A 19,828-nucleotide genomic window follows, 5' to 3' on the forward strand; every position below is an offset into this window, starting at 1 on the left:
CCGCCGCGGGACGGCAAGGCGCCGGGGCAGGTGACCGCAGCAGGTCGGCCTTGTCAATCTGTGCAGGGTCGTTTCCCCTGCGCCGAGCGAAGGTTCACAGTTCTTCCACATCGACGCCGAAGGTCAGCGCGCCGATCACCTCTTTGGTCTGCGGATCGACGACCGGCAGACTCACCTGGCTTTGCACCGTGCGGGTCGAAAGGTCTTCCTCCAGAGCGCCGATATGCAGACTGTTCGGCCCGGCGAGGAAGGTCTTCTGCCATTTGTCCTCGTCGCCCTGCCAGTAGTCGGAGGTCGTCTGGCTGATGCCGACATTCAGACCGCGGGCGTCCATCAGGATGATTTCGGTGAACAGGCCCTGGCTCCGCTCCTGGATCTGGCGCAGGTAAAGCGACACCGGCCGGCCCATCGTCTCGGCGATCAGCGGACCCGCCTCCCCGCCTTTCTGCTCGGCCGCAGCCTCGGCCGCCCATTTCTCGTCCAGTTCCGCGATCCTGGCATCGGGGTAGGCCCCCGTCGCCCGGTTCTGCTCGCGCACGGCCTCCACCACCACGGGCGAGCGGGCGACCTCCACCAGCCGCGTCCTTGCCAGTTGTCCCAGTTCCGTCTCGAAGACGTTAAGCCCGACTGCGGCGTTGGGCCCCGTCAGCCCAACCACAAAAGCGCCCGCGATCGACAGCCTTGCAAACCAGCTCCTCATGCTCCCCCGATCTCCCCCTCGGCCCTTGCCTGGCGCACCCCGGCAAGCCTTTTGTCGGCATGGTCTTTCCAGTGCGCCGCAGACATGAAAATCCGCATTGCTGAAAACATGCAAGGTGAGAAAGCTCCGCAGCGTCATCGGGACTTGCGAAAACCCGCCTCGCGCTTGCCCTTTTCCGCGGCTTCCGCTATAGCACCGGCGCGCACCTGCACCCCTGGAGGCGGCGCAATCGGGTCGGCATTGAGGCCAGAGCACTGGCAGCCGCCCGCTTTCACGAAACATCAAGGAGAACTACCATGGCTGAAGGCTATGTGCTGAAGGCTTCGGTGAGGGACCGGGTTGGCAAGGGGGCCGCTCGTGCACTTCGCCGTGAAGGCCTCGTCCCCGCCGTGATCTACGGTGAGAAGAAAGCTGCCCTGCCGATCGCGATTCCGATCAAGGAGTCCACGATCGCCCTGCACCGCGGCGGCTTCATGACCAACCTCGGCACCATCGAGGTCGACGGCGTCGCTCACCGCGTCATCGCAAAGGACTACCAGCTCGATCCGGTTCGCGACGACCTGATCCATGTCGACTTCCTGCGCGTGTCCAAGGGCGCGACGCTGACCGTCGACGTGCCGGTCCACTTCATCAACGAAGAGAAGTGCCCGGGCATCAAGGCAGGCGGCGTGCTGAACGTGGTTCGCCACACGGTCGAGATGACCGTGCCGGCCGACGCCATTCCGGATGCGCTCGTCATCGACCTGGCCAAGGCCAAGGTCGGCGACTCGATCCACATTTCGGCCGTGGAGATCCCCGCCGGTTCCGCCCCGACCATCACCGATCGCGACTTCACCCTCGCGACGATCGCTGCTCCTGGCGGCGGCGCCGGTGCGTCGGATGAGGACGAGGCTGCCGAGGACGAGAGCGAGGACTGAGGTCCCGCTTGACCACCGGCGAGGGGAAGTGACGGGGAGTACCCATGCGCCTCATCGTCGGTCTCGGCAATCCGGGCGAGAAATACGCCCGCAATCGCCACAATATCGGTTTTCTGGCCGTGGACGCGATCCACGGCCGGAATTCCTCCTTCGCCCCCTGGCGAAACCGCTTCCAGGCGGAAATCAGCGAGGGCCTTCTCGACGGCGAGAAGGTGATGCTGATGAAACCCCAGACCTACATGAACGAGTCCGGCCGGTCGGTCGGCGAGGCCGCCCGCTTCTATAAGCTCGCGCCCGCCGATGTGATCGTGCTTTACGACGAGCTCGACCTGCCGCCGGGCAAGGTTCGCACCAAGGTCGGGGGCGGCAGCGGCGGCCATAACGGCATCCGCTCCATCGACGCCCATCTGGGCAAGGAATATTCGCGCGTGCGCCTGGGGATCGGGCATCCGGGGCACAAGGACCGCGTCACCGCGCATGTCCTCGGCGATTTCGCCAAGGTCGATGCCGAATGGCTCGACCCGATGCTCGACGCCATCGCCGCCGAAGCCGGCCTTCTGGTCGGCGGGCATCATTCGGAATTCTGCAACCGGCTGCATCTGGCGCTGGCCCCCGCAAAGGCGCAAAAGCCCCGCAAGGAGCAAGGCGCGGCCTCGGGCGGCACCTCCCGCAACCCGAACCCGCCGCTGCCGCGGCGCGGCAAGGACAGCGCGCCTAAGGGAGCGCTCGCAGAGCAGCTGGCACGCATGTTTGGAAAGAAGGACTGAGACGAGATGGGATTCCAGTGCGGCATTGTCGGCCTGCCGAATGTGGGCAAGTCCACGCTGTTCAACGCGTTGACCAAGACCGCTGCGGCTCAGGCGGCGAACTATCCCTTCTGCACCATCGAGCCGAACACCGGCGAGGTGGCGGTGCCGGATCCGCGCCTGAAGGACATCGCCCGCATCGCCAAGTCCGCCAGCATCGTGCCCACGCGTCTCACCTTCGTCGACATTGCCGGCCTGGTACGCGGCGCCTCCAAGGGCGAGGGCCTCGGCAACCAGTTCCTCGCCAACATCCGCGAGGTCGACGCCATCGCCCATGTGCTGCGTTGCTTCGAGGATGACGACATCACCCATGTCGACGGCCGCATCGACCCCATCGCCGATGCCCAGACCGTCGAGACTGAGCTGATGATCTCCGACATGGAGAGCCTCGAGCGTCGCTTGGCGCCGCTCAAGAAGAAGGCGACCGGCGGCGACAAGGACGCCAAGGCAGTGATCCCGATCATGGAAGGGGCGCTGGAGCTGCTGCGCGAGGGCAAGCCCGCGCGCCTGCTCGACGTCTCCACCCCCGAGGAGCGCAAGATCCTTGTCGGCCTCAACCTGCTGACCACCAAGCCGATTCTCTATGTCTGCAATGTCGAGGAGTCCTGCTCGGCCACCGGCAACGCCCAGTCCGAGCGCGTGCGCGAGATGGCAGAGGCGGAAGGGGCGGCCTGCGTCGTGATCTCCGCCGCCATCGAGGCCGAGATCGCCCAGCTCGACGATGCGGAACAGGCAGAGTACCTGGAGACCATGGGTCTCGAGGAGCCGGGCCTCGACCGTCTCATCCGTGCCGGCTACGACCTGCTCGACCTGATCACCTATTTCACCGCAGGCCCGAAGGAAGCGCGCGCCTGGACGATACGCAAGGGCACCAAGGCCCCGCAGGCGGCCGGCGTCATCCACAGCGACTTCGAGCGCGGCTTCATCCGCGCCCAGACCATCGCCTTCGACGACTACGTCACCCTCGGCGGCGAGGCTCCGGCGAAGGAAGCCGGCAAGGCCCGCGACGAAGGCAAGGAATACGTGGTCAAGGACGGCGACGTGCTGCTGTTCAAGTTCAACACCTGACCGACAGCCTGTTGATCGCACTCGCAGTTTCCCGGAAGACAGTCTAATGTCGAAACCGCCGCCGTCGTGGCGGTTTCGTCCTAAAAGGAAACTGCATGTTCCATCGCATGCTCGCGACCGCTTCGGCGGCGCTGCTTCTTTGCGCGTCCGCCGCATTTGCCGGCACGGGTGCCGAGGGCTACTTCCAGATCTACAACAACACGGACGACAACACCGTCGTCGGTTTCTACACCAATGATGGCAACGGCTGGTCGAGCAACTGGCTCTCCAGCAGGATCGGCCCGGACGAGTCGGCGCGCGCCGAGTTCACGGACGACAGCGGCTCCTGCGCGCAGACTTTCCGGGTCGGCTGGCTCGGCACCGATGGCGGCGAGGTGCTCGACGAGCCGATCGACATCGATATCTGCGAGGCCAGCAACGTCTATCTCGACGACAACGAGATCTATTACGACTGAGTGTCGGCGCGCGGCCGGAGGCTCTCGACAGCAGCCTCCGGCTGCGTATAGATCGATACCATGAGCACGTTCAGAAGCTTCGAGGACTTCGAGCCGGGCGAGACCATTGCCCTCGGCTCCAAGACCGTCACCCGCGAAGAGATCATCGCGTTCGCGGCCGAGTTCGATCCCCAGCCGTTCCATCTCGACGAGGCGGCGGGCGAGGCCTCCCTTCTCGGCGGTTTGGCGGCGTCCGGCTGGCACACGATTTCCATGCTGATGCGCCTGCTGTGCGACAACCTGCTGCTGAATTCCAGCGGCAAGGGCTCCCCCGGCGTCGATGAAGTGCGCTGGATGCGCCCGGTGCGCCCCGGCGACGTGCTGACCGCCAGCGCCGAGGTGATCTCCGCCCGGGTCCTCAACTCCCGCCCCGATCTCGGCATGGTCGACTTCCTGTTCACCGTCATCGACCAGACAGGCGCCACCGTCATGACCCAGCGCAACAAGATCCTGTTCGCACGGCGGGCGGGCGCGCAATGACCTGGTTCGAGGACATGGTCATCGGCGAGCGCCGCGAGCTCGGCAGCTATCATTTCACGCCGGACGAGATCATCCGCTACGCGCGCGCCTTCGACCCCCAGCCCTTCCACCTGTCGGACGAGGGGGCGGCGCAGACCCATTTCGGGCGCCTGTGCGCCTCCGGCTGGCATACCGGCTCGGTGTGGATGAAGCTGATGGTCGCACATATCCAGGCGGAATGCGAAAGGCTGGGCACGCCCTCGCGCCTCGGCCCCTCCCCCGGCTTCACCGACCTGAAGTGGATCCGCCCGGTCTTCGCCGGCGACACGATCACCTACAGCTCCACCCTGCTGGAGAAGCGCGAAATGCGCACGAGGCCCCAATGGGGCCTTGCGATCCACGGCAACGAAGGCGTCAATCAGGACGGCGTGACGGTCTTCTCCTTCACCGGCAAGGTGCTGGTCGCCCGCCGCTCCGAGACGGACGACACGGGCGGCTGAACCCACCGCAAGTGCAGACCTGCGAGCACGTCCCTGGCCGAGACCGCGGCCTGGGCCCAGGCAGATGTGGTGCCGTTAACGTCTTGTTCACCATTAACTCTTTTTTAACAGGTGTCAGCCGATACACATTGCATCTGATGGTTGCAAGGCCTTCCATGCCCCTGTGCCGACGGTCCGGTGCCATGCGGGCGATGATGTTGGCCTCCATCCCGGGCCGGAGGACGTCGCAGTGTCGGTGCTATCCTTTCTCAATACGGCCTCGACCCTTGCAGGGCTTCCCTCCCGCTCCAACGACCGCCTGTCCAACCCGTTCGCGAACCAGACCAATGCGACACTGGGACGGCTTGCCGATAGCGGCATCACGTTGAGCGAGGACTCGGTCAAGGAGATCGAGGATACCGTCGAGATCAGCCAGCAGCTGCAGCGCGCGGTTGACCAGATGAAGGACGATTCACGCTCGAACAAGGCCAGCGAGATCAAGCAGAAGATCGAGGAGCTGAAGCAGCGCCTGCAATTCGCGACGCCGAAGCAGGCCAAGGCGATGCTGCGCGAACTCAAGGCGCTTGCGCAGGACTTCAAGGGCGCGGCCTCGCAGCTGGGCGCGGATGCTGCCGAGCTGTCATCGGGCACCTCCGGCGTGAGCATGTCCCAAGCGCAAGGTGCAGCGGCCTCAGACGATGCAACAGGCCCGACGGCCTCGGGCGAAGCGCAAGGCACGGCCCAGCCCGGAGAGACGCAAGAGACCGAAGCAGCGGGCAAGGCAAGCAACGGGGCGAAGCCGTCCGGCGAGCCCGGAGAAGAGAGCGATGCGAACGCCACGGGCCAGAGCGACGACGAGCCGAGCCAGGAAGAGCTGAAGTCCGCCCTGCAGGCCTATATCGGCGCGCAGCACAAGGAAGAGGAGGCGGCAAACCGCTCCCGCGCCGTGGGGACGAAGAAAGAGCGCGAAGATCTGAAGACGCTCGGCGAGGAACTGAAGCAACTGGCGAAGAGGATCGCGGACCTCGCTCGCCGCGACCGAACAGACGAAACGGAAAGCCGACGCGACAAGTCGTCGATCGATCAGGCCGTCAACGACGCCAGGCAAGCCCTCAACAGCCCCGAGCTAACCCGGTCGCTCGGCCTGGCGCTTTCCGAAGGGCCGGGGAGCGCCAGGGCTCAGGTGTCGGGAGCGGCCACCGTCGCGCCCGCGCAGGCAAGCCTTGCCTATACCGCCGGGGTGGGCGTTTCGTCCCTCGCCTCCCCGCAGGCTCTGATTCTTTAGAGCACCCTGTCTTTAGAGCGCCCTGGCGAAGACCACCTCGTCGCGGATCGGAATGCCGTATTCGCCGAGCATCGGGATCTCCGGCTTCAGCTTGCGCTCCTCGTCGATCGCGCCGGGGACAATCTTCTCCAGCCGGAAGTCGCGGCGCTGGTAGAAGCGGAAGGCGTCGAGATTGTCGTTGGAGGTGCGCACCAGCAGCCGGCGGATCCCGTTTTCGACGGCAGCGCCGGCCACCGCCTTGAGCAGCAGCGTGCCGACCCCGCCCCAGCGGTTCAGCGAATCGAGCGTCAGGATCTCCCACTCGCTCTCCCGCTGGATCAGCGTAACGAGACCGACGATCTCCTCCTCCTCGTCCACCGCGATGAAGCCGGGCAGGCGCGAGGCATCGATCATCTCGCCCTCGATCAGGATGTCCGGGCTGGTCCATCGTCGGGTCAAAAGCTCGACCATCGCCGCGTGGTCGTCCTCCGTCGTGGCACGAATGGTTACGGTCATGACAGCGTCCTCGTGATGGGCGGGCACCGCGCCCGCCAGACTTGTACGAAAGATTAGCGCCGGAACAGCCGTTCGCCGAGCCCCTGCCGTGCCTGCCAGCCGGCACGCTCCAGTTCCGGATCGTCGTGCTCCTCCTGCGGATAGCCGATGCACAGATAGGCGATCAACCGCCAGCTGCCCGGCACATCCAGCGCTTGCGCAACTTCCGCAGGATCGATGATCGACACCCAGCCAAGGCCAATGCCCCGCGCCCGCGTGGCCAGCCACAGCGTGTTGACGGCACATACGCAGGAGTATGCGAGCATTTCCGGCATGGTCCGTCGGCCGAGGCCCTCGCCCTGATCCGTGCCCTCGTCGCAGAAGACGGCCAGCTGCACCGGCGCGACCGTCAGCCCTTCCAGCTTCAGCCGGGCATAGAGCTCGGCCCGCTCGCCGTCATAGGACGCCAGCGCGTCGGCATTCGCGGCAAGAAAGCTGCCCCGCACCGCCTCGCGCCGGGCGGGGTCGTCGACCAGCACGAAGCGCCAGGGCTGGCTGTTGCCGACCGACGGCGACATATGCGCCTGTGCCAGCAGCGTTTCCAGAAGCCCGTCCGGCAGGGCGCGCGGATCGAACCGCCGCACGTCCCGCCGCCAAGCCAGCAATGTCTGGAAGCCGGTCAGAAAGGCATCGTCGAACGCCGGCACTCCGCCGCCTTGCCCATCGCCGTGGGCCGGGTCGCGGGTGCCCTGCCCGGTCAATGGCCCGGAAATTCCACCAGCGTGCGCACCGGAACGCCAAGAGCTTCCAGTCGCGCCCGCCCGCCGAGATCCGGCAGATCGACGATGAAACAGGCCGAGACCACCTCGGCGCCCATCTGCTGCAGCAGCTTGGTCGCCGCTTCCGCCGTTCCGCCGGTCGCGATCAGGTCGTCCACCAGGATTACCTTCTCGCCCGGACGGATCGCATCCTTGTGCATCTCCATCTCGTCGAGACCGTATTCCAGCGAATAGGCGATGCGCACCGTCTCATGCGGCAGCTTGCCCTTCTTGCGGATCGGTACGAAGCCGGAGGACAGCTGATGCGCCACCGCGCCGCCGAGGATGAAGCCGCGCGCCTCGATACCCGCGACCTGGTCGACCTTGGAGCCGGCCCAGGGCTGTACCAGCGCATCGACCGCACGGCGGAACGCCCGCGCATTGCCGAGCAGCGTGGTGATGTCGCGAAACAGGATGCCCGGCTTGGGATAATCCACGATGGTGCGGATCGCCGCCGTCAGTTCCTGCGAGACCGTCTCAGTCGTCATTGCACGTCCGTCTTGTTGCTTGGGGCGCGCGTGCCCGACAGGCAGCCGCGCGACCGTTTGGTAAGGGAGTTTGCCACATTCGCCGGTTCGGCAAAGCGGTTTCGTTCGCAGCGCCTTGGTCGCCTCAGCGGGAGAGCACGCGGCCGGCGACCGCGTCCAGCTTCGCCACCAGCTCGGGATCGCGCGCCTCCGGTGCCGTCATCAACGCGTATTCCAGCGCCGTGTCGGAGCCGACCGGACACACCTCATGCGTGCGCGGCAGGTCCTGCGCCAGCCGCGCGACCAGCCGGCGGGCATTGTCCGCATTGTCGTGCAGAACCTTGATGATCGACTGGATGTCGACCGACCCGTGGTCGGGATGCCAGCTGTCGTAGTCGGTGACCATGGCGACCGTCGCGTAGCAGATCTCCGCCTCGCGCGCGAGCTTCGCCTCCGGCATGTTGGTCATGCCGATGACGTCGCAGTTCCAGCTCCGGTAGAGGTTGCTCTCCGCCAGCGAGGAGAACTGCGGGCCTTCCATGGCCAGATACGTGCCGCCCCGGTGGAAGGTCAGATCCTCCGCCTCGGCCGCCGCCGCGATATGGCCGACAAGGCCCGGCGAGACCGGCTCGGCCATCGACACATGGGCGACGCAGCCCTTGCCGAAGAAGCTCTTTGCCCGCGCGAAGGTACGGTCGATGAACTGGTCGACCAGCACGAAATGCCCCGGCGCCATCGCCTCGTTGAGCGAACCGACGGCCGAGACCGAAACCAGCGAGGTCACGCCGCAGCGCTTCATCACGTCGATATTTGCGCGGTAGTTGATGTCGGAGGGCGCGTAGCGGTGGCCACGGCCATGACGCGGCAGGAAGACGACCTTCAGGCCGTCGATCTCGCCGATCCGCACCGCATCCGACGGCTCGCCCCAGGGGCTTGCGACCTCGACCCATTCCGCGCCTTCAAGCGCCGGCAGGTCGTAAAGCCCCGATCCGCCGATCACACCCAGTACAGCCTTGTTCATCCGCGCAACTCCTCTGCCGTGCCTGCTGCGATAGCATTCCCGCCCCGCCCGTCAACCGGGAAGCGGACATGAAAAGGCCGCCGGATTGCTCCGGCGGCCGGTTTTTCAGGACTTTCGTCGGGGCCGCTTAGTGCTCGACGTCGCGCCAGATCGACTTCTTGGTGAAGTAGAGGAGCGAAGCGAAGATGACCAGGAAGATCATCACGCGGAAGCCCATGCTCTTGCGCTCCTCGAGCTTCGGCTCGGCAACCCACATCATGAAGGCAGAGACGTCGTGGGCGTACTGGTCCACGGTCATCGGCGTGCCGTCGGTGTACTCGACCTGCTCGTCGGACAGCGGCGGTGCCATGCCGATCGGGCCACCGGTCAGGGGCTGGCCGTGGCATTCCTCATTGGTGATCGAGCCGCCGATGAACTTCTCGTTATAGTAGCCCGAGAAATCCTCGCCGAAACAGGCCGGCGCGTCCTTGTAGCCCGTCAGCAGGTTGTAGATGTAGTCTGGGCCATGCTCCTGGTACTGCGTGAACATGTCGAACACGAAGCCCGGGAAGCCGCTGGCGACGGCACGAGCCTTTGCCAGCGTCGAGAAGTCCGGCGGATAGGCGCCGCCATTGGCGGCACGGGCCGCCTGCTCGTTCGGGAACGGCGAAGGCCAGCGGTCGGAAGGGATCGCTGCGACCTCCTCCATCTCGCCGTCGTCGTTCGGGCCCTTCATGACCGTGTACTCGGCGGCAACTGCCTTGACCTGGTCTTCGGTGAAGCCCGGGCCGCCCTCTTCCGCCAGGTTGCGGAAGGAGAGCAGCCGTGCGCCGTGACAGGAGGCGCAAACCTCCTTGTAGACCTTGAAGCCGCGCTGCAGCTGGGCCTTGTCGTACTGGCCGAAGGGGCCGGAGAACGACCACTGCTGGCGTTCGATGTGCGGGGCTTGGCCCGCGGCCATTGCCGGTGCGGCGACCGCCATTGCGGCCACGGCCAGCAGGGCGCCACGCACGGATTTGATCATCGTCTTCATTGAGGAGAACTCCCAATCCCGTCCGTGGTTCACTTCGTTTCCGGCGCCGCGACCGCACCGGCCGGCTTGCCGCCGCCGCTGAGCACGGCTTCCGAGATCGAGGCCGGCAGCTCCTTCGGCTTCTCAAGGAAGCCCAGCAGCGGCAGGATGATCAGGAAGTGAGCGAAATAATAGGCCGTCAGGATACGGGCCGCGATCACGTAGCCGCCTTCCGCCGGCATGGCGCCGAGGTAGCCGAGACCGACGCAGACAGCGGCGAAGATCCAGAAGAACTGCTTGAACAGCGGACGGTAGGTGCCCGAACGGACCTTCGAGGTGTCGAGCCACGGCAGGACGAACATCACCGCGATCGAGCCGAACATCAGGATGACGCCGCCGAGCTTGTCCGGAACCGCGCGCAGGATCGCGTAGAACGGCAGGAAGTACCACTCGGGAACAATGTGCGTCGGAGTGACCAGCGGATTTGCTTCGATGTAGTTGTCGGCGTGACCCAGGAAGTTCGGGATGTAGAACACGAAGTAGGCGAACAGGATCATGAACACCACGATCGCGAACAGGTCCTTCACCGTGTAGTACGGGTGGAAAGGGATCGTGTCCTGCTTGGTCTTCGGGTTGATGCCCGTCGGGTTGTTGTTGCCGGTGGTGTGGAACGCCCACACGTGCAGCAGAACCACGCCGAAGATCATGAACGGCAGCAGGTAGTGCAGCGAGAAGAAGCGGTTCAGCGTCGGATTGTCGACGGCGAAGCCACCCCACAGCCAGTTCACGATCGGCTCGCCGACCAGCGGCAGCGCCGAGAACAGGTTGGTGATCACGGTGGCGCCCCAGAAGGACATCTGGCCCCAGGGCAGCACGTAGCCCATGAACGCGGTCGCCATCATGATCAGGAAGATCACGACGCCGAGGATCCACGAGATCTCGCGCGGCGCCTTGTAGGAGCCGTAATACATGCCGCGGAACATGTGGATGAACACGGCGATGAAGAACATCGACGCGCCGTTGGCGTGCAGGTAGCGCAGCAGCCAGCCGAAGTTCACGTCGCGCATGATGTGCTCGACGGACGCGAAGGCCATCGCGGTGTTCGGCGTGTAGTGCATCACCAGCACGATGCCGGTGATGATCTGCGCGATCAGCACGAAGAACAGGATACCGCCGAAGGTCCACCAGTAGTTGAGGTTCTTCGGGGTGGGGAAGTCGACGAAGGAACCGCGAACGAGCGAAATAACCGGCAGGCGGCTCTCGAGCCACTTAGCCGCCGCGCTCTGCGGCACGTAATTGGAATGTCCAGCCATGGCTGCCTCTCCTGTGGATTGCCGCGTATCAACCGATCTGAATCACGTTGTCCGAGATGAACTCGAACGGCGGGATCAGGAGATTCTCGGGCGCGGGTCCCTTGCGGATGCGGCCGGCCGTATCGTAATGCGAGCCGTGGCAGGGGCAGAACCAGCCGCCGAAATCACCGGACTGACCGAGCGGAATGCAGCCAAGATGGGTGCAGACGCCGACCATGACGATCAGCGCCTCGCGACCTTCGACGCCGCGGTTGGCATCGGTCGCCTCCGCGTCGGCGGCAAGGTTGGCATTGCGCGCGTTCGTGTCGGGAAGATCGGAAATCGGGACGGCGTTCGCCTCCTCGACTTCCTTGGCGCTGCGGTTGCGGATGAAAACCGGCTTGCCGCGCCACATCACCTTGATTTCCTGCCCCTCCTCGATCGCCGAGACGTCGACCTCGATGGAGGCCAGCGACAGGGCAGACGCATCCGGGTTCATCTGGTCGATGAAAGGCCATGCGAGCGCGGCTGCGCCAACCGCCCCCATCGCACCGGTCGCGATATAGAGGAAATCGCGGCGAGTGGGTTCGACCGTATCCTGCTGTGCCAAGGTCGCGTCCTCTTTTAACCTATTTGCCCGACGAGAACGGCAAACGCCGCCGTCCCTGGCCCGGCCGAAACGGGGACGAAGGTCGGCGGAGTGCGTCGTCTGGGCGGCAGATGCGGCTGTCCGCATCTTTCCAAGCGGGGCTGTTATTGGCACCCTTGCCCGCGCTTGTCCAGATGATCATCGGTGTAGACGACTCTTTGTCGCGGTTTTTTGCCCAATGATTGCAGCAATCACGCCCGATTTTAGCCATGCGGGCGCCGCGACGGCCGCGGGCGGTATCACACCGCCTCGCGACCGCTGTCGATGAAGCCTCCCGACTGCCGGCTCCACAGGCTGGCATAGAGCCCGCCGCGCGCCAGAAGGTCCTCGTGCCCGCCATCCTCGACGATCCGCCCGCGATCCATGACGATCAGGCGATCCATCGCCGCGATGGTCGACAGCCGGTGCGCGATGGCGATCACCGTCTTGCCGGCCATCAGCTCGTTCAGGCTTTCCTGGATCGCCGCCTCGACCTCCGAATCGAGCGCCGAGGTCGCCTCGTCCAGCACCAGGATCGGCGCGTTCTTCAGCAGGACCCGGGCAATGGCGATCCGCTGACGCTGGCCGCCGGACAGCTTCACGCCCCGCTCGCCGACATGCGCCATCAGCCCTTTGCGCCCTTCCGGGTCCTCCAGGCTGTCGATGAAGCCGGCCGCATGGGCCCGCCGCGCCGCCTCCATCGCCTCCTGCTCGCCCGCGCCGGGCTTGCCGTAGACGATGTTGTCGAGCACCGAGCGGTGCAGCAGCGAAGTATCCTGCGTCACCATGCCGATCTGTGCGCGCAGGCTCGCCTGCGTCACCGAGGCAATGTCCTGCCCGTCGATCAGGATGCGCCCGCTTTCCACGTCATAGAAGCGCAGCAGCAGGTTCACCAGCGTCGACTTGCCCGCTCCCGAGCGCCCGACGACGCCGACCTTCTCGCCCGGACGGATCGTCAGGTCGAGTTGGTCGATGACGCCGGACTCCTTGCCGTAGTGAAAGCGCACGGCCTCGAACGCGATCGCACCCTTCGTCACGGCCAGCGCCGGAGCCTGCGGCCGGTCCGTCACCTCCCGCTCGCGCGAGATCGTGGTGATGCCGTCCTGCACCGTGCCGATGTTCTCGAACAGGCCCGACACTTCCCACAAGATCCACTGCGACATGCCGTGCAGGCGCAGCACCAAGGCCACCGCCACCGCGACATCGCCGGTGGTCACTGCCCGGGCCTGCCACAGATAGATGGACACCGCGCCGATGCCGAACAGCAGCAGCACGTTGATCGTGTGAAGCACCGTGTTGAGCACCGTCACCAGCCGCATCTGCCGGTATACGGTCTTCAGGAAGTCCCACATGGACGAGCGGGCGTAGTCTTCCTCCCGGTCGGTGTGGGAGAACAGCTTCACCGTGGAGATATTGGTATAGGCATCGACCACGCGCCCGGTCATCAGCGAGCGCGCGTCGGCCTGCACCTGCGACAGCTGCTTCAGCCGCGGCACGAAGAAGACCAGAACCGCCAGATAGGCGAGGAACCAGAGCATCAGCGGCACGGCCAGCCGCACATTCGACTCGCCGATCAGCAGCACCGCCGAGACGAAGTAGACCGACACATAGACCAGCACATCGAGAACGCGGGTCACGACCTCGCGCACCGCCAGCGCCGTCTGCATCACCTTGGTAGCGATGCGGCCGGCGAAGTCGTTCTGGTAGAAGCCGATGCTCTGGCGCAGCAGGTAGCGATGCACCTGCCAGCGGATCGCCATCGGATAGTTGCCGAGCAGCGTCTGGTGGAACACCAGTTCCCACGCCAGCGACAGCGCCGGCATGATCACCAGGATCACCACGCCCATCCAGACGAGCCGCCCGGCATTGTCCTCAAAGAAGGTCTCGCGATCCGCCGTCGACAGCCAGTTCACCAGGTCGCCGAGGAACGAGAAGACCATCACCTCGAAGATGGCGACGGCCGTGCCCAGCAGGCACACGCACAGCAGGATCGGCCAGATCGGCCGCGTGTAGTGCCAGCAGAAGGCCAGCAGCCCGGCGGGAGGCGCCGTTACCGGCTGCTCCCGGAACGGGTCGATGAGTTTTTCAAACCGGTCGAACATTGGGAAGATCCTCGTGAGACCTGCGCGTGCGATCCGTCCGCCGCTTTACCGCGTGCCGCCCGGCGGGAAACACCGGACGCTCCGCCGCCGGTGTCATCAGCACCGACAGGATGAACGCGGACACGGCGGCGGCAAGCACCGTCAGTCCCAGAAACAGGGTGAACAGCCTTTCGGCGAACTCGGTTGCGGGCACGCTGACGCCGGCGGAGACGACCGCATCGAGGCGGCCGAACTCCTGCAGGGCCTGCGGCACGAAGAGCGCAAGCGACAACGACAAGGTCAGCCCGACCGTGGCGCCGACGACAAGCACGGCATCGGTCAGGCGCCCCTTGCCATGGCCGGGGCTCTGGTTGCGATCGCGGGGACCGCCGGCTTGCGACAGCGGGGTTTCGGGCCGCGCGAACGGATCGAGCGGAAAACGGGAGTCCATGGGTAAGCTCCTGCGGAACTCGGCATCGGACAGTCCCGCAACGGACACGGACGTAAAGACCAGTGCATTCGCCGCGGATCGGCGAATTGCGTGCGGGACGGGACAGGCAGGGAACCGGCCGGAGCCGGATCGAAGGGGAAAACTAGACTGGCTGGAAAAGCTGGCGGCCTAAGCGCCGCGCACCGCAGATCCGGTCATTGGCGCCCCGGCAACCGGAGCGAGGGCGCACATGGAGGTGCGGAAATTGACTGCGATAAATGCCATCATGCACTCCCTCCTTGCTGTTGCGACCTGGTATGACCTGCGGGTTCAAAGGCGAACGGGCGTCCGCCGGCCGGTGTGCCCACGCATCCGCGTCATCGACGCTGAGGATGCCAGGAAACCGACACCGGCGACCATACACGATGACCGTCGGTTGCAAAGCGACAATTCGAACCCGAATGATTGAAGACGAGGCACTGTTGCGTTCATGCAACGTTCTCGCGCTGGTCTTGGCCAGCGCGGGGCAACGTTCTCGCACAGGCCCCGGCCAGCGCGGGGCAACGTTCTCGCATAGGCCCCGGCCAGCGCGGGGCAACGTTCTCGCATAGGCCCCGACCAGCACGGGGCAACATTCTCGCGCATGCCCCGGCCAGCGCGGGGCAAGATTCTCGCGCATGCCTGCAGAAGAGCGGCCTACACCACCTCTTCCGTGCCCTCCTCGTCGACGGCCAGAAAGCCGCCGGACTGGCGTGCCCACAACTCGGCATAGAGCCCGCCGCGCGCGATGAGATCCTCGTGGCGTCCTTCCTCGGCGACCCGTCCCTCGTCCAGCACGATCAGGCGGTCCATCGCCGCGATGGTCGACAGCCGGTGCGCGATGGCGATCACCGTCTTGCCGGCCATCAGCTCGTTCAGGCTTTCCTGGATCGCCGCCTCAACCTCGGAATCGAGCGCCGAGGTCGCCTCGTCCAGCACCAGAATCGGCGCATTCTTCAGCAGGACCCGGGCAATGGCGATGCGCTGGCGCTGACCGCCGGACAATTTCACGCCCCGCTCGCCGACCCGCGCATCGAAGCCGGTGTGGCCGCGACTGTCGGCCAGCGCCTCGATAAAGTCGAGCGCATGCGCGCGCCGTGCCGCCTCGCGGATTGCCGTCTCGTCCGCGTGCCTCGCCCCCAGGCCGATATTGTCGCGGATTGAGCGGTGCAGCAGCGAGGTATCCTGCGTCACCATGCCGATCTGCGCGCGCAGGCTCGCCTGCGTCACCGCGGAAATATCCTGCCCGTCGATCAGGATGCGCCCGCTCTCCACGTCGTAGAACCGCAGCAGCAGGTTCACCAGCGTCGACTTGCCCGCCCCCGAGCGTCCGACCAGCCCCACCCGCTCGCCCGGCCGGATCGTCGTCGTCAGGTCCTCGATCACCCCGCCCTTCTTGCCGTAGTGAAAGCGCACGCCCTCGAAATCGATCCGCCCGGCCTCGACCCGCAGCGCCGGTGCCTGCGGCAGGTCGGTCACGGTCACCGGCCGGGTGATCGTCTCGGCGCTGTCCTGCAGCGTGCCCAGCGCCCGGAACAGCCCGTTGAGCGTGCCGAGCAGCCGGCCCAGCAACACGTTGAGCCGCAGCACCAGTCCCAGCACCAGCGCCACGTCGCCGGTGGTCACCCGGCCCGCCTCCCACGCGAACACCGCCAGCACGCCGATGGCGGCGATCATGACGCCCGACAGCACGCTCATCACGCTGCGCACCGCCGTCAGCGTGCGGGTAAACCGGCGGATCGCGACAAGGAAGGTCTCGTAGCTCTCGCGGGTGCCGATCCCCTCGCGCTCGGTATCGCTGAACAGCTTGATCGTCTGGATGTTGCCATAGGTGTCGACGAACCGCCCCGTCACCCCGGACGAGGCATGGGCGCTGTCCTTGGCGGACTTGCGGATGCGCGGCACATAGATGACGGCCAGCCCGGCAAAGCCGACCAGCCACAGCGCCACGACGAGGCCGAACCACGGATCGAGCGCGGTCACCAGCGCCAGCGTCGACACCGCGAAGACGACGATGAACCAGATGATCTGCAGCAGACTGACCATGAAGTCGCCGGCCGCCTGTCCCGACTGCCAGACCTTCTGCGAGATGCGGCCCGCGAACTCGTCCTGGAAATAGGCCAGCGACTTGCCCACCACCTGCGCGTGGCCCTGCATGCGCACCAGGTTGAAGAAGCCGGGCACCACGACCTGCTCCTCCACCAGCGCGGTGAGCGCGGCGATGAGCGGGCGGACCACCAGCACGGTCAGGCCCATCAGGATCAGGATCGTCGCGTTCCCGGAGATAAAGTCCGCCCGCGTTCCGGCCTGCATCATGTCGACCAAGTCGCCGACGAAGACGTAGAGCGCCGCCTCGATCAGGGCGGTGATGCCGCCGAGCACCAGCATCACGAGAAAGGTCAGCCGCGCCTGCGAGACGAAGAACCACAGATAGCCGAAGCCCGTGCCCGGCACCGGACGGTCGGGGAGCGGGGCCAGCGGGTCGAGCCGCCCTTCGAACCAGGCGTACAGTCTTTCGAGCACGGAGGGCGGGTCCTTTGCTGTTGCCGGGAGGGCGAGGCGCGGGCAAGAAGGGGCGCAAGGGAGGTGCGCCCGAAAGCCTGCCCGGGAAACAGCCCCGGAAAACAGTCGGCAACCGATGGCGAAAGGCTACGGTCTGCGCCGGCAGGATGCAGGCGGATGGCGCTGCCCGCAACTGCATATGGGGCACCTCGCCCCGCTTCCAAGTCCGGACCTTACGCGCATGCCCGACCTTGTGCTTTTCCAGCCCGACATTCCGCAGAACACCGGCACGATCCTGCGGCTCGGGGCCTGTCTCGGGGTGACCGTGCATGTGATCGAGCCGGCCGGCTTCCCCCTGTCCGATCATGCCCTGCGCCGCGCCGGCATGGACTATCTGGAGCGCGCCGCCATGGTCCGCCATGTCGACTTTCCCGTCTTCGAGGCCTGGCGCAGGGAGCAAGACCGCCGGCTGGTGCTGCTGACCACTTCCGGGGCGACCTCGCATCTTTCCCATGCGTTCGAGGAGAGCGACCTGCTGATGTTCGGGCGCGAATCCTCCGGTGTTCCGCAAGACGTCCATGCCCTTGCCGATGCCCGTGTCACCGTGCCGATGGTCGCCGGCATGCGCTCGCTGAACGTGGCGGTCACCGCCGCCATCGTGCTCGGCGAGGCGCTGCGTCAAACCGGCGCCTTTCCCCCTCTCTCCCCCGCCTCCCCTTCCACCGGGCAGTGAGTTCTGCCATGAAGCGGGGACAGGACGCCCCATAGGACGAGGATTTCAGGAATGAGCGCAGCAACCACGGAAACCAGCGGCGAGACGCGCGGGGGCGCCATTCCGGACGGGATCGACGACAAGAAGGTCCAGGCCGAGACCTGGTTCCGCAGCCTGCGCGACCGCATCTGCGCTGCGTTCGAGGCGATCGAGGACGATTCCGCCGAGCACGCCGCCCTGCCGGGCGAGCTTGCCGATGAGCCGGCCGGCCGCTTCGAGCGCACGCCCTGGGAGCGCACCGATTCGACCGGGGCCAAGGGCGGCGGCGGCATCATGTCGATGATGAAGGGCCGGGTCTTCGAAAAGGTCGGCGTCCACATCTCCACCGTTCACGGCGAGTTCTCGCCCGAGTTCCGCGGCCAGATCCCCGGCGCCTCGGAGGATCCGCGCTTCTGGGCGTCCGGCATCTCGCTGATCGCCCACATGCACAATCCGCATGTGCCGGCGGTGCACATGAACACCCGCATGGTGGTCACCACCCGCCAGTGGTTCGGCGGCGGCGCCGACCTGACGCCGGTGCTGGATGCCCGCCGCACCCAGGAGGACGCCGACACACTCGCCTTCCACGCAGCCATGCAGGGCGCCTGCGAGGCCCATGCGGTCGCCGACTATCCCCGCTACAAAAAGTGGTGCGACGAGTATTTCTTCCTCAAGCACCGCAACGAGGCGCGCGGCATCGGCGGCATCTTCTACGACTATCTCAACTCCGGCGACTGGGACGCGGATTTCGCCTTTACCCAGGATGTCGGCCTCGCCTTCCTCGACATCTATCCCAAGCTCGTGCGCGCCAACTACCACAAGCCCTGGGGCGAGGCGGAGCGCGAGGAACAGCTGATCCGCCGCGGGCGCTATGTGGAGTATAACCTGCTCTACGACCGCGGCACGATCTTCGGCCTGAAGACCGGCGGCAATGTCGCCTCGATCCTGTCGTCCATGCCGCCCTTGGTGAAATGGCCGTGAGGCGAGGCTGACCCCATGTCCTTGCCGCCGCTGACATCCCTGTCGGTCACCGGCTACCGCTCCTTGAGCGCGCTGCACATGCCCGTCGGCGCGCTCAACGTCTTCGTCGGCCGCAACGGCACCGGCAAGACCAATCTCTACCGCGCCCTCTCCCTGCTGCAACAGGCGGCCCTCGGCCGCATCACCCGCGCCATCGCCGAGGAAGGGGGCGTGGAGAGCGTGCTGTGGGCCGGCACCCGCAAGCGCGGCGCCCCGGTGCGGCTGATCCTCAAGGCCCGGCTCGGCGACATGACCTATTCCATCGAGGTCGGCCTGCCGAACAAGATCTCGGATGCGGCGCTGCCGCTGGAACCGCTGGTCAAGGAAGAGAGCCTGACGCTCGCCACCGGTGCCCGCGAGGTGACCTTGATGCAGCGCGGCGGCCCCACGGCCTGGCTGCGCGCCGCCGACGGCACGAGGCTGACCTACGAGAACGAGCTTCTCGGCTCGGAAACGGCGCTCGGTGCCTTTCGCGACGGCGCCCGCTTTCCCGAGCTCGACATCGTGCGGCGCACCTTCGCCGACTGGCGCTTCTATCACGGCTTTCGCACCGACGAGGCCTCGCCGCTGCGCCAGCCGGCCCTTGCCCTGACGACGCCGACCCTCTCGTCCGACGGATCGGACCTTGCCGCCGTCCTCGCGACGCTGACCCTGGTGCGGGGCGATGCCCGCGACATGGAAGCCGCCATCGACGATGCCTTTCCCGGCGCCCGCCTCGGGGTCGAGGTCGTAGAGGGAACGGCGCGCCTGTCGCTGCGCTTTGCCGACATGCCGCGCGACTTCTCGGCCCGCGAGCTGTCCGACGGCACGCTCAACTATCTGGCGCTGGCCGGCGCGCTGCTCGCCTATCGTCTGCCGGCCTTCATCGCGCTGAACGAGCCTGAGGCGAGCCTGCATCCCGAGCTCCTGGCCCCGCTCGCCCGTGTCGTGGCGCGGGCCTGCGAACGCACGCAGGTCTGGATCGTCACCCATTCGCAAGACTTCGCCGACGCGCTGGCGCGCGAGGCCGGCGCCGTACCGCGCACGATCCTCAAGACCGAGGGCGCAACCAGCGTCGAGGGGCTGAAGATCACGGGCGAATTCGCCGACGACGACTGATTGTGTGC

The 19,828-nt window shown here is 66.1% G+C and carries 21 protein-coding genes; 10 read left to right on the forward strand and 11 right to left on the reverse strand.

Features of this window, described 5'->3' with window-relative positions; genetic code table 11:
- Nucleotides 1-94: 94 nt before the first annotated feature.
- Nucleotides 95-700, reverse strand: a complete 606-nt coding sequence (locus tag H7H34_RS16385) for a hypothetical protein (protein ID WP_185925807.1) — start codon at nt 698-700, stop codon at nt 95-97.
- A 296-nt stretch (nt 701-996) separates the two neighbouring features.
- Here H7H34_RS16385 and H7H34_RS16390 point away from each other — a divergent pair, with 296 nt between their 5' ends.
- The 7 genes from H7H34_RS16390 (at nt 997) to H7H34_RS16420 (ending at nt 6,208) form a co-directional block, all read left to right on the forward strand.
- Nucleotides 997-1,617: a 50S ribosomal protein L25/general stress protein Ctc gene (locus tag H7H34_RS16390; RefSeq protein ID WP_120267015.1), complete on the forward strand. Its 621-nt coding sequence runs from the start codon at nt 997-999 to the stop codon at nt 1,615-1,617.
- A gap of 44 nt (nt 1,618-1,661) precedes the next feature.
- Complete coding sequence (gene pth / locus H7H34_RS16395) at nt 1,662-2,384, forward strand: aminoacyl-tRNA hydrolase (RefSeq protein WP_185925808.1); 723 nt, start codon at nt 1,662-1,664, stop codon at nt 2,382-2,384.
- 6 nt (nt 2,385-2,390) lie between these two features.
- Complete coding sequence (gene ychF / locus H7H34_RS16400) at nt 2,391-3,491, forward strand: redox-regulated ATPase YchF (protein ID WP_185925809.1); 1,101 nt, start codon at nt 2,391-2,393, stop codon at nt 3,489-3,491.
- Nucleotides 3,492-3,586: 95 nt separating this feature from the next.
- Nucleotides 3,587-3,946 (forward strand): hypothetical protein, encoded by a 360-nt coding sequence (locus H7H34_RS16405; protein ID WP_185925810.1) that lies wholly within the window; start codon nt 3,587-3,589, stop codon nt 3,944-3,946.
- A gap of 60 nt (nt 3,947-4,006) precedes the next feature.
- Complete coding sequence (locus H7H34_RS23520; RefSeq protein ID WP_185925811.1) at nt 4,007-4,465, forward strand: MaoC family dehydratase; 459 nt, start codon at nt 4,007-4,009, stop codon at nt 4,463-4,465.
- A complete protein-coding gene (locus H7H34_RS23525) occupies nt 4,462-4,944 on the forward strand; it encodes a MaoC family dehydratase (RefSeq protein ID WP_120267011.1) in 483 nt (160 codons plus the stop codon). Before H7H34_RS23520 ends, H7H34_RS23525 begins: the two co-directional genes overlap by 4 nt.
- A gap of 163 nt (nt 4,945-5,107) precedes the next feature.
- On the forward strand, nt 5,108-6,208 hold the full coding sequence (locus H7H34_RS16420; protein ID WP_185925812.1) for a hypothetical protein: 1,101 nt from the start codon (nt 5,108-5,110) through the stop codon (nt 6,206-6,208).
- A 12-nt stretch (nt 6,209-6,220) separates the two neighbouring features.
- Here the strand turns inward: H7H34_RS16420 and H7H34_RS16425 are convergent, their stop codons facing one another.
- The 10 genes from H7H34_RS16425 to H7H34_RS16470 all read right to left on the reverse strand — a co-directional run bounded on the left by H7H34_RS16425 (nt 6,221) and on the right by H7H34_RS16470 (nt 16,972).
- Nucleotides 6,221-6,703 carry a GNAT family N-acetyltransferase gene (locus tag H7H34_RS16425; RefSeq protein ID WP_120267009.1) on the reverse strand — a complete coding sequence of 161 codons (483 nt, stop codon included), beginning with the start codon at nt 6,701-6,703 and terminating at the stop codon, nt 6,221-6,223.
- 53 nt (nt 6,704-6,756) lie between these two features.
- On the reverse strand, nt 6,757-7,443 hold the full coding sequence (gene bluB / locus H7H34_RS16430) for a 5,6-dimethylbenzimidazole synthase (RefSeq protein WP_209006245.1): 687 nt from the start codon (nt 7,441-7,443) through the stop codon (nt 6,757-6,759).
- A complete protein-coding gene (locus H7H34_RS16435) occupies nt 7,440-7,988 on the reverse strand; it encodes an adenine phosphoribosyltransferase (protein WP_120267007.1) in 549 nt (182 codons plus the stop codon). Before H7H34_RS16435 ends, bluB begins: the two co-directional genes overlap by 4 nt.
- A gap of 124 nt (nt 7,989-8,112) precedes the next feature.
- Complete coding sequence (locus H7H34_RS16440) at nt 8,113-8,988, reverse strand: S-methyl-5'-thioadenosine phosphorylase (protein ID WP_185925813.1); 876 nt, start codon at nt 8,986-8,988, stop codon at nt 8,113-8,115.
- A gap of 127 nt (nt 8,989-9,115) precedes the next feature.
- A complete protein-coding gene (locus tag H7H34_RS16445) occupies nt 9,116-10,000 on the reverse strand; it encodes a cytochrome c1 (RefSeq protein WP_120267005.1) in 885 nt (294 codons plus the stop codon).
- Nucleotides 10,001-10,029: 29 nt separating this feature from the next.
- A complete protein-coding gene (locus tag H7H34_RS16450) occupies nt 10,030-11,292 on the reverse strand; it encodes a cytochrome b (protein ID WP_120267004.1) in 1,263 nt (420 codons plus the stop codon).
- Between the two features lie 28 nt (nt 11,293-11,320).
- Entirely contained in the window at nt 11,321-11,881 is a 561-nt protein-coding gene (petA, locus tag H7H34_RS16455; protein ID WP_245165106.1) for a ubiquinol-cytochrome c reductase iron-sulfur subunit, read from the reverse strand.
- Nucleotides 11,882-12,159: 278 nt separating this feature from the next.
- Nucleotides 12,160-14,001: an ABC transporter ATP-binding protein gene (locus H7H34_RS16460; RefSeq protein WP_185925815.1), complete on the reverse strand. Its 1,842-nt coding sequence runs from the start codon at nt 13,999-14,001 to the stop codon at nt 12,160-12,162.
- Complete coding sequence (locus H7H34_RS16465) at nt 13,985-14,431, reverse strand: hypothetical protein (RefSeq protein ID WP_185925816.1); 447 nt, start codon at nt 14,429-14,431, stop codon at nt 13,985-13,987. Before H7H34_RS16465 ends, H7H34_RS16460 begins: the two co-directional genes overlap by 17 nt.
- A 675-nt stretch (nt 14,432-15,106) precedes the next feature.
- Nucleotides 15,107-16,972, reverse strand: a complete 1,866-nt coding sequence (locus H7H34_RS16470) for an ABC transporter ATP-binding protein (protein ID WP_371811409.1) — start codon at nt 16,970-16,972, stop codon at nt 15,107-15,109.
- Nucleotides 16,973-17,192: 220 nt separating this feature from the next.
- Between H7H34_RS16470 and H7H34_RS16475 the strand changes: the two genes are divergently transcribed.
- The 3 genes from H7H34_RS16475 to H7H34_RS16485 are packed head-to-tail and all read left to right on the forward strand — an operon-like array spanning nt 17,193 to nt 19,820.
- Nucleotides 17,193-17,684, forward strand: a complete 492-nt coding sequence (locus tag H7H34_RS16475; RefSeq protein ID WP_185925817.1) for a tRNA (cytidine(34)-2'-O)-methyltransferase — start codon at nt 17,193-17,195, stop codon at nt 17,682-17,684.
- A gap of 51 nt (nt 17,685-17,735) precedes the next feature.
- Nucleotides 17,736-18,683, forward strand: coding sequence for an oxygen-dependent coproporphyrinogen oxidase (hemF, locus tag H7H34_RS16480; RefSeq protein WP_185925818.1), 948 nt, complete (start codon nt 17,736-17,738; stop codon nt 18,681-18,683).
- Between the two features lie 15 nt (nt 18,684-18,698).
- Nucleotides 18,699-19,820, forward strand: a complete 1,122-nt coding sequence (locus H7H34_RS16485; protein WP_185925819.1) for an AAA family ATPase — start codon at nt 18,699-18,701, stop codon at nt 19,818-19,820.
- Nucleotides 19,821-19,828 lie beyond the last annotated feature (8 nt).

It is taken from the genome of Stappia sp. 28M-7, assembly GCF_014252955.1.
In the GTDB taxonomy this organism is placed as follows: Bacteria; Pseudomonadota; Alphaproteobacteria; order Rhizobiales; family Stappiaceae; genus Stappia.

What these genes read in the sequence shown, in the direction of transcription:
- H7H34_RS16435 (WP_120267007.1), bottom strand. Translation starts at nt 7,988, where the DNA reads ATGACGACTGAGACGGTCTCGCAGGAACTGACGGCGGCGATCCGCACC.
- H7H34_RS16450 (WP_120267004.1), bottom strand. Translation starts at nt 11,292, where the DNA reads ATGGCTGGACATTCCAATTACGTGCCGCAGAGCGCGGCGGCTAAGTGG.
- hemF (WP_185925818.1), top strand. Translation starts at nt 17,736, where the DNA reads ATGAGCGCAGCAACCACGGAAACCAGCGGCGAGACGCGCGGGGGCGCC.
- pth (WP_185925808.1), top strand. Translation starts at nt 1,662, where the DNA reads ATGCGCCTCATCGTCGGTCTCGGCAATCCGGGCGAGAAATACGCCCGC.
- H7H34_RS16440 (WP_185925813.1), bottom strand. Translation starts at nt 8,988, where the DNA reads ATGAACAAGGCTGTACTGGGTGTGATCGGCGGATCGGGGCTTTACGAC.
- H7H34_RS16465 (WP_185925816.1), bottom strand. Translation starts at nt 14,431, where the DNA reads ATGGACTCCCGTTTTCCGCTCGATCCGTTCGCGCGGCCCGAAACCCCG.
- H7H34_RS16475 (WP_185925817.1), top strand. Translation starts at nt 17,193, where the DNA reads ATGCCCGACCTTGTGCTTTTCCAGCCCGACATTCCGCAGAACACCGGC.
- H7H34_RS23525 (WP_120267011.1), top strand. Translation starts at nt 4,462, where the DNA reads ATGACCTGGTTCGAGGACATGGTCATCGGCGAGCGCCGCGAGCTCGGC.
- H7H34_RS16390 (WP_120267015.1), top strand. Translation starts at nt 997, where the DNA reads ATGGCTGAAGGCTATGTGCTGAAGGCTTCGGTGAGGGACCGGGTTGGC.
- H7H34_RS16485 (WP_185925819.1), top strand. Translation starts at nt 18,699, where the DNA reads ATGTCCTTGCCGCCGCTGACATCCCTGTCGGTCACCGGCTACCGCTCC.
- H7H34_RS16460 (WP_185925815.1), bottom strand. Translation starts at nt 14,001, where the DNA reads ATGTTCGACCGGTTTGAAAAACTCATCGACCCGTTCCGGGAGCAGCCG.
- H7H34_RS16385 (WP_185925807.1), bottom strand. Translation starts at nt 700, where the DNA reads ATGAGGAGCTGGTTTGCAAGGCTGTCGATCGCGGGCGCTTTTGTGGTT.
- H7H34_RS23520 (WP_185925811.1), top strand. Translation starts at nt 4,007, where the DNA reads ATGAGCACGTTCAGAAGCTTCGAGGACTTCGAGCCGGGCGAGACCATT.
- H7H34_RS16445 (WP_120267005.1), bottom strand. Translation starts at nt 10,000, where the DNA reads ATGAAGACGATGATCAAATCCGTGCGTGGCGCCCTGCTGGCCGTGGCC.
- H7H34_RS16405 (WP_185925810.1), top strand. Translation starts at nt 3,587, where the DNA reads ATGTTCCATCGCATGCTCGCGACCGCTTCGGCGGCGCTGCTTCTTTGC.
- ychF (WP_185925809.1), top strand. Translation starts at nt 2,391, where the DNA reads ATGGGATTCCAGTGCGGCATTGTCGGCCTGCCGAATGTGGGCAAGTCC.
- H7H34_RS16425 (WP_120267009.1), bottom strand. Translation starts at nt 6,703, where the DNA reads ATGACCGTAACCATTCGTGCCACGACGGAGGACGACCACGCGGCGATG.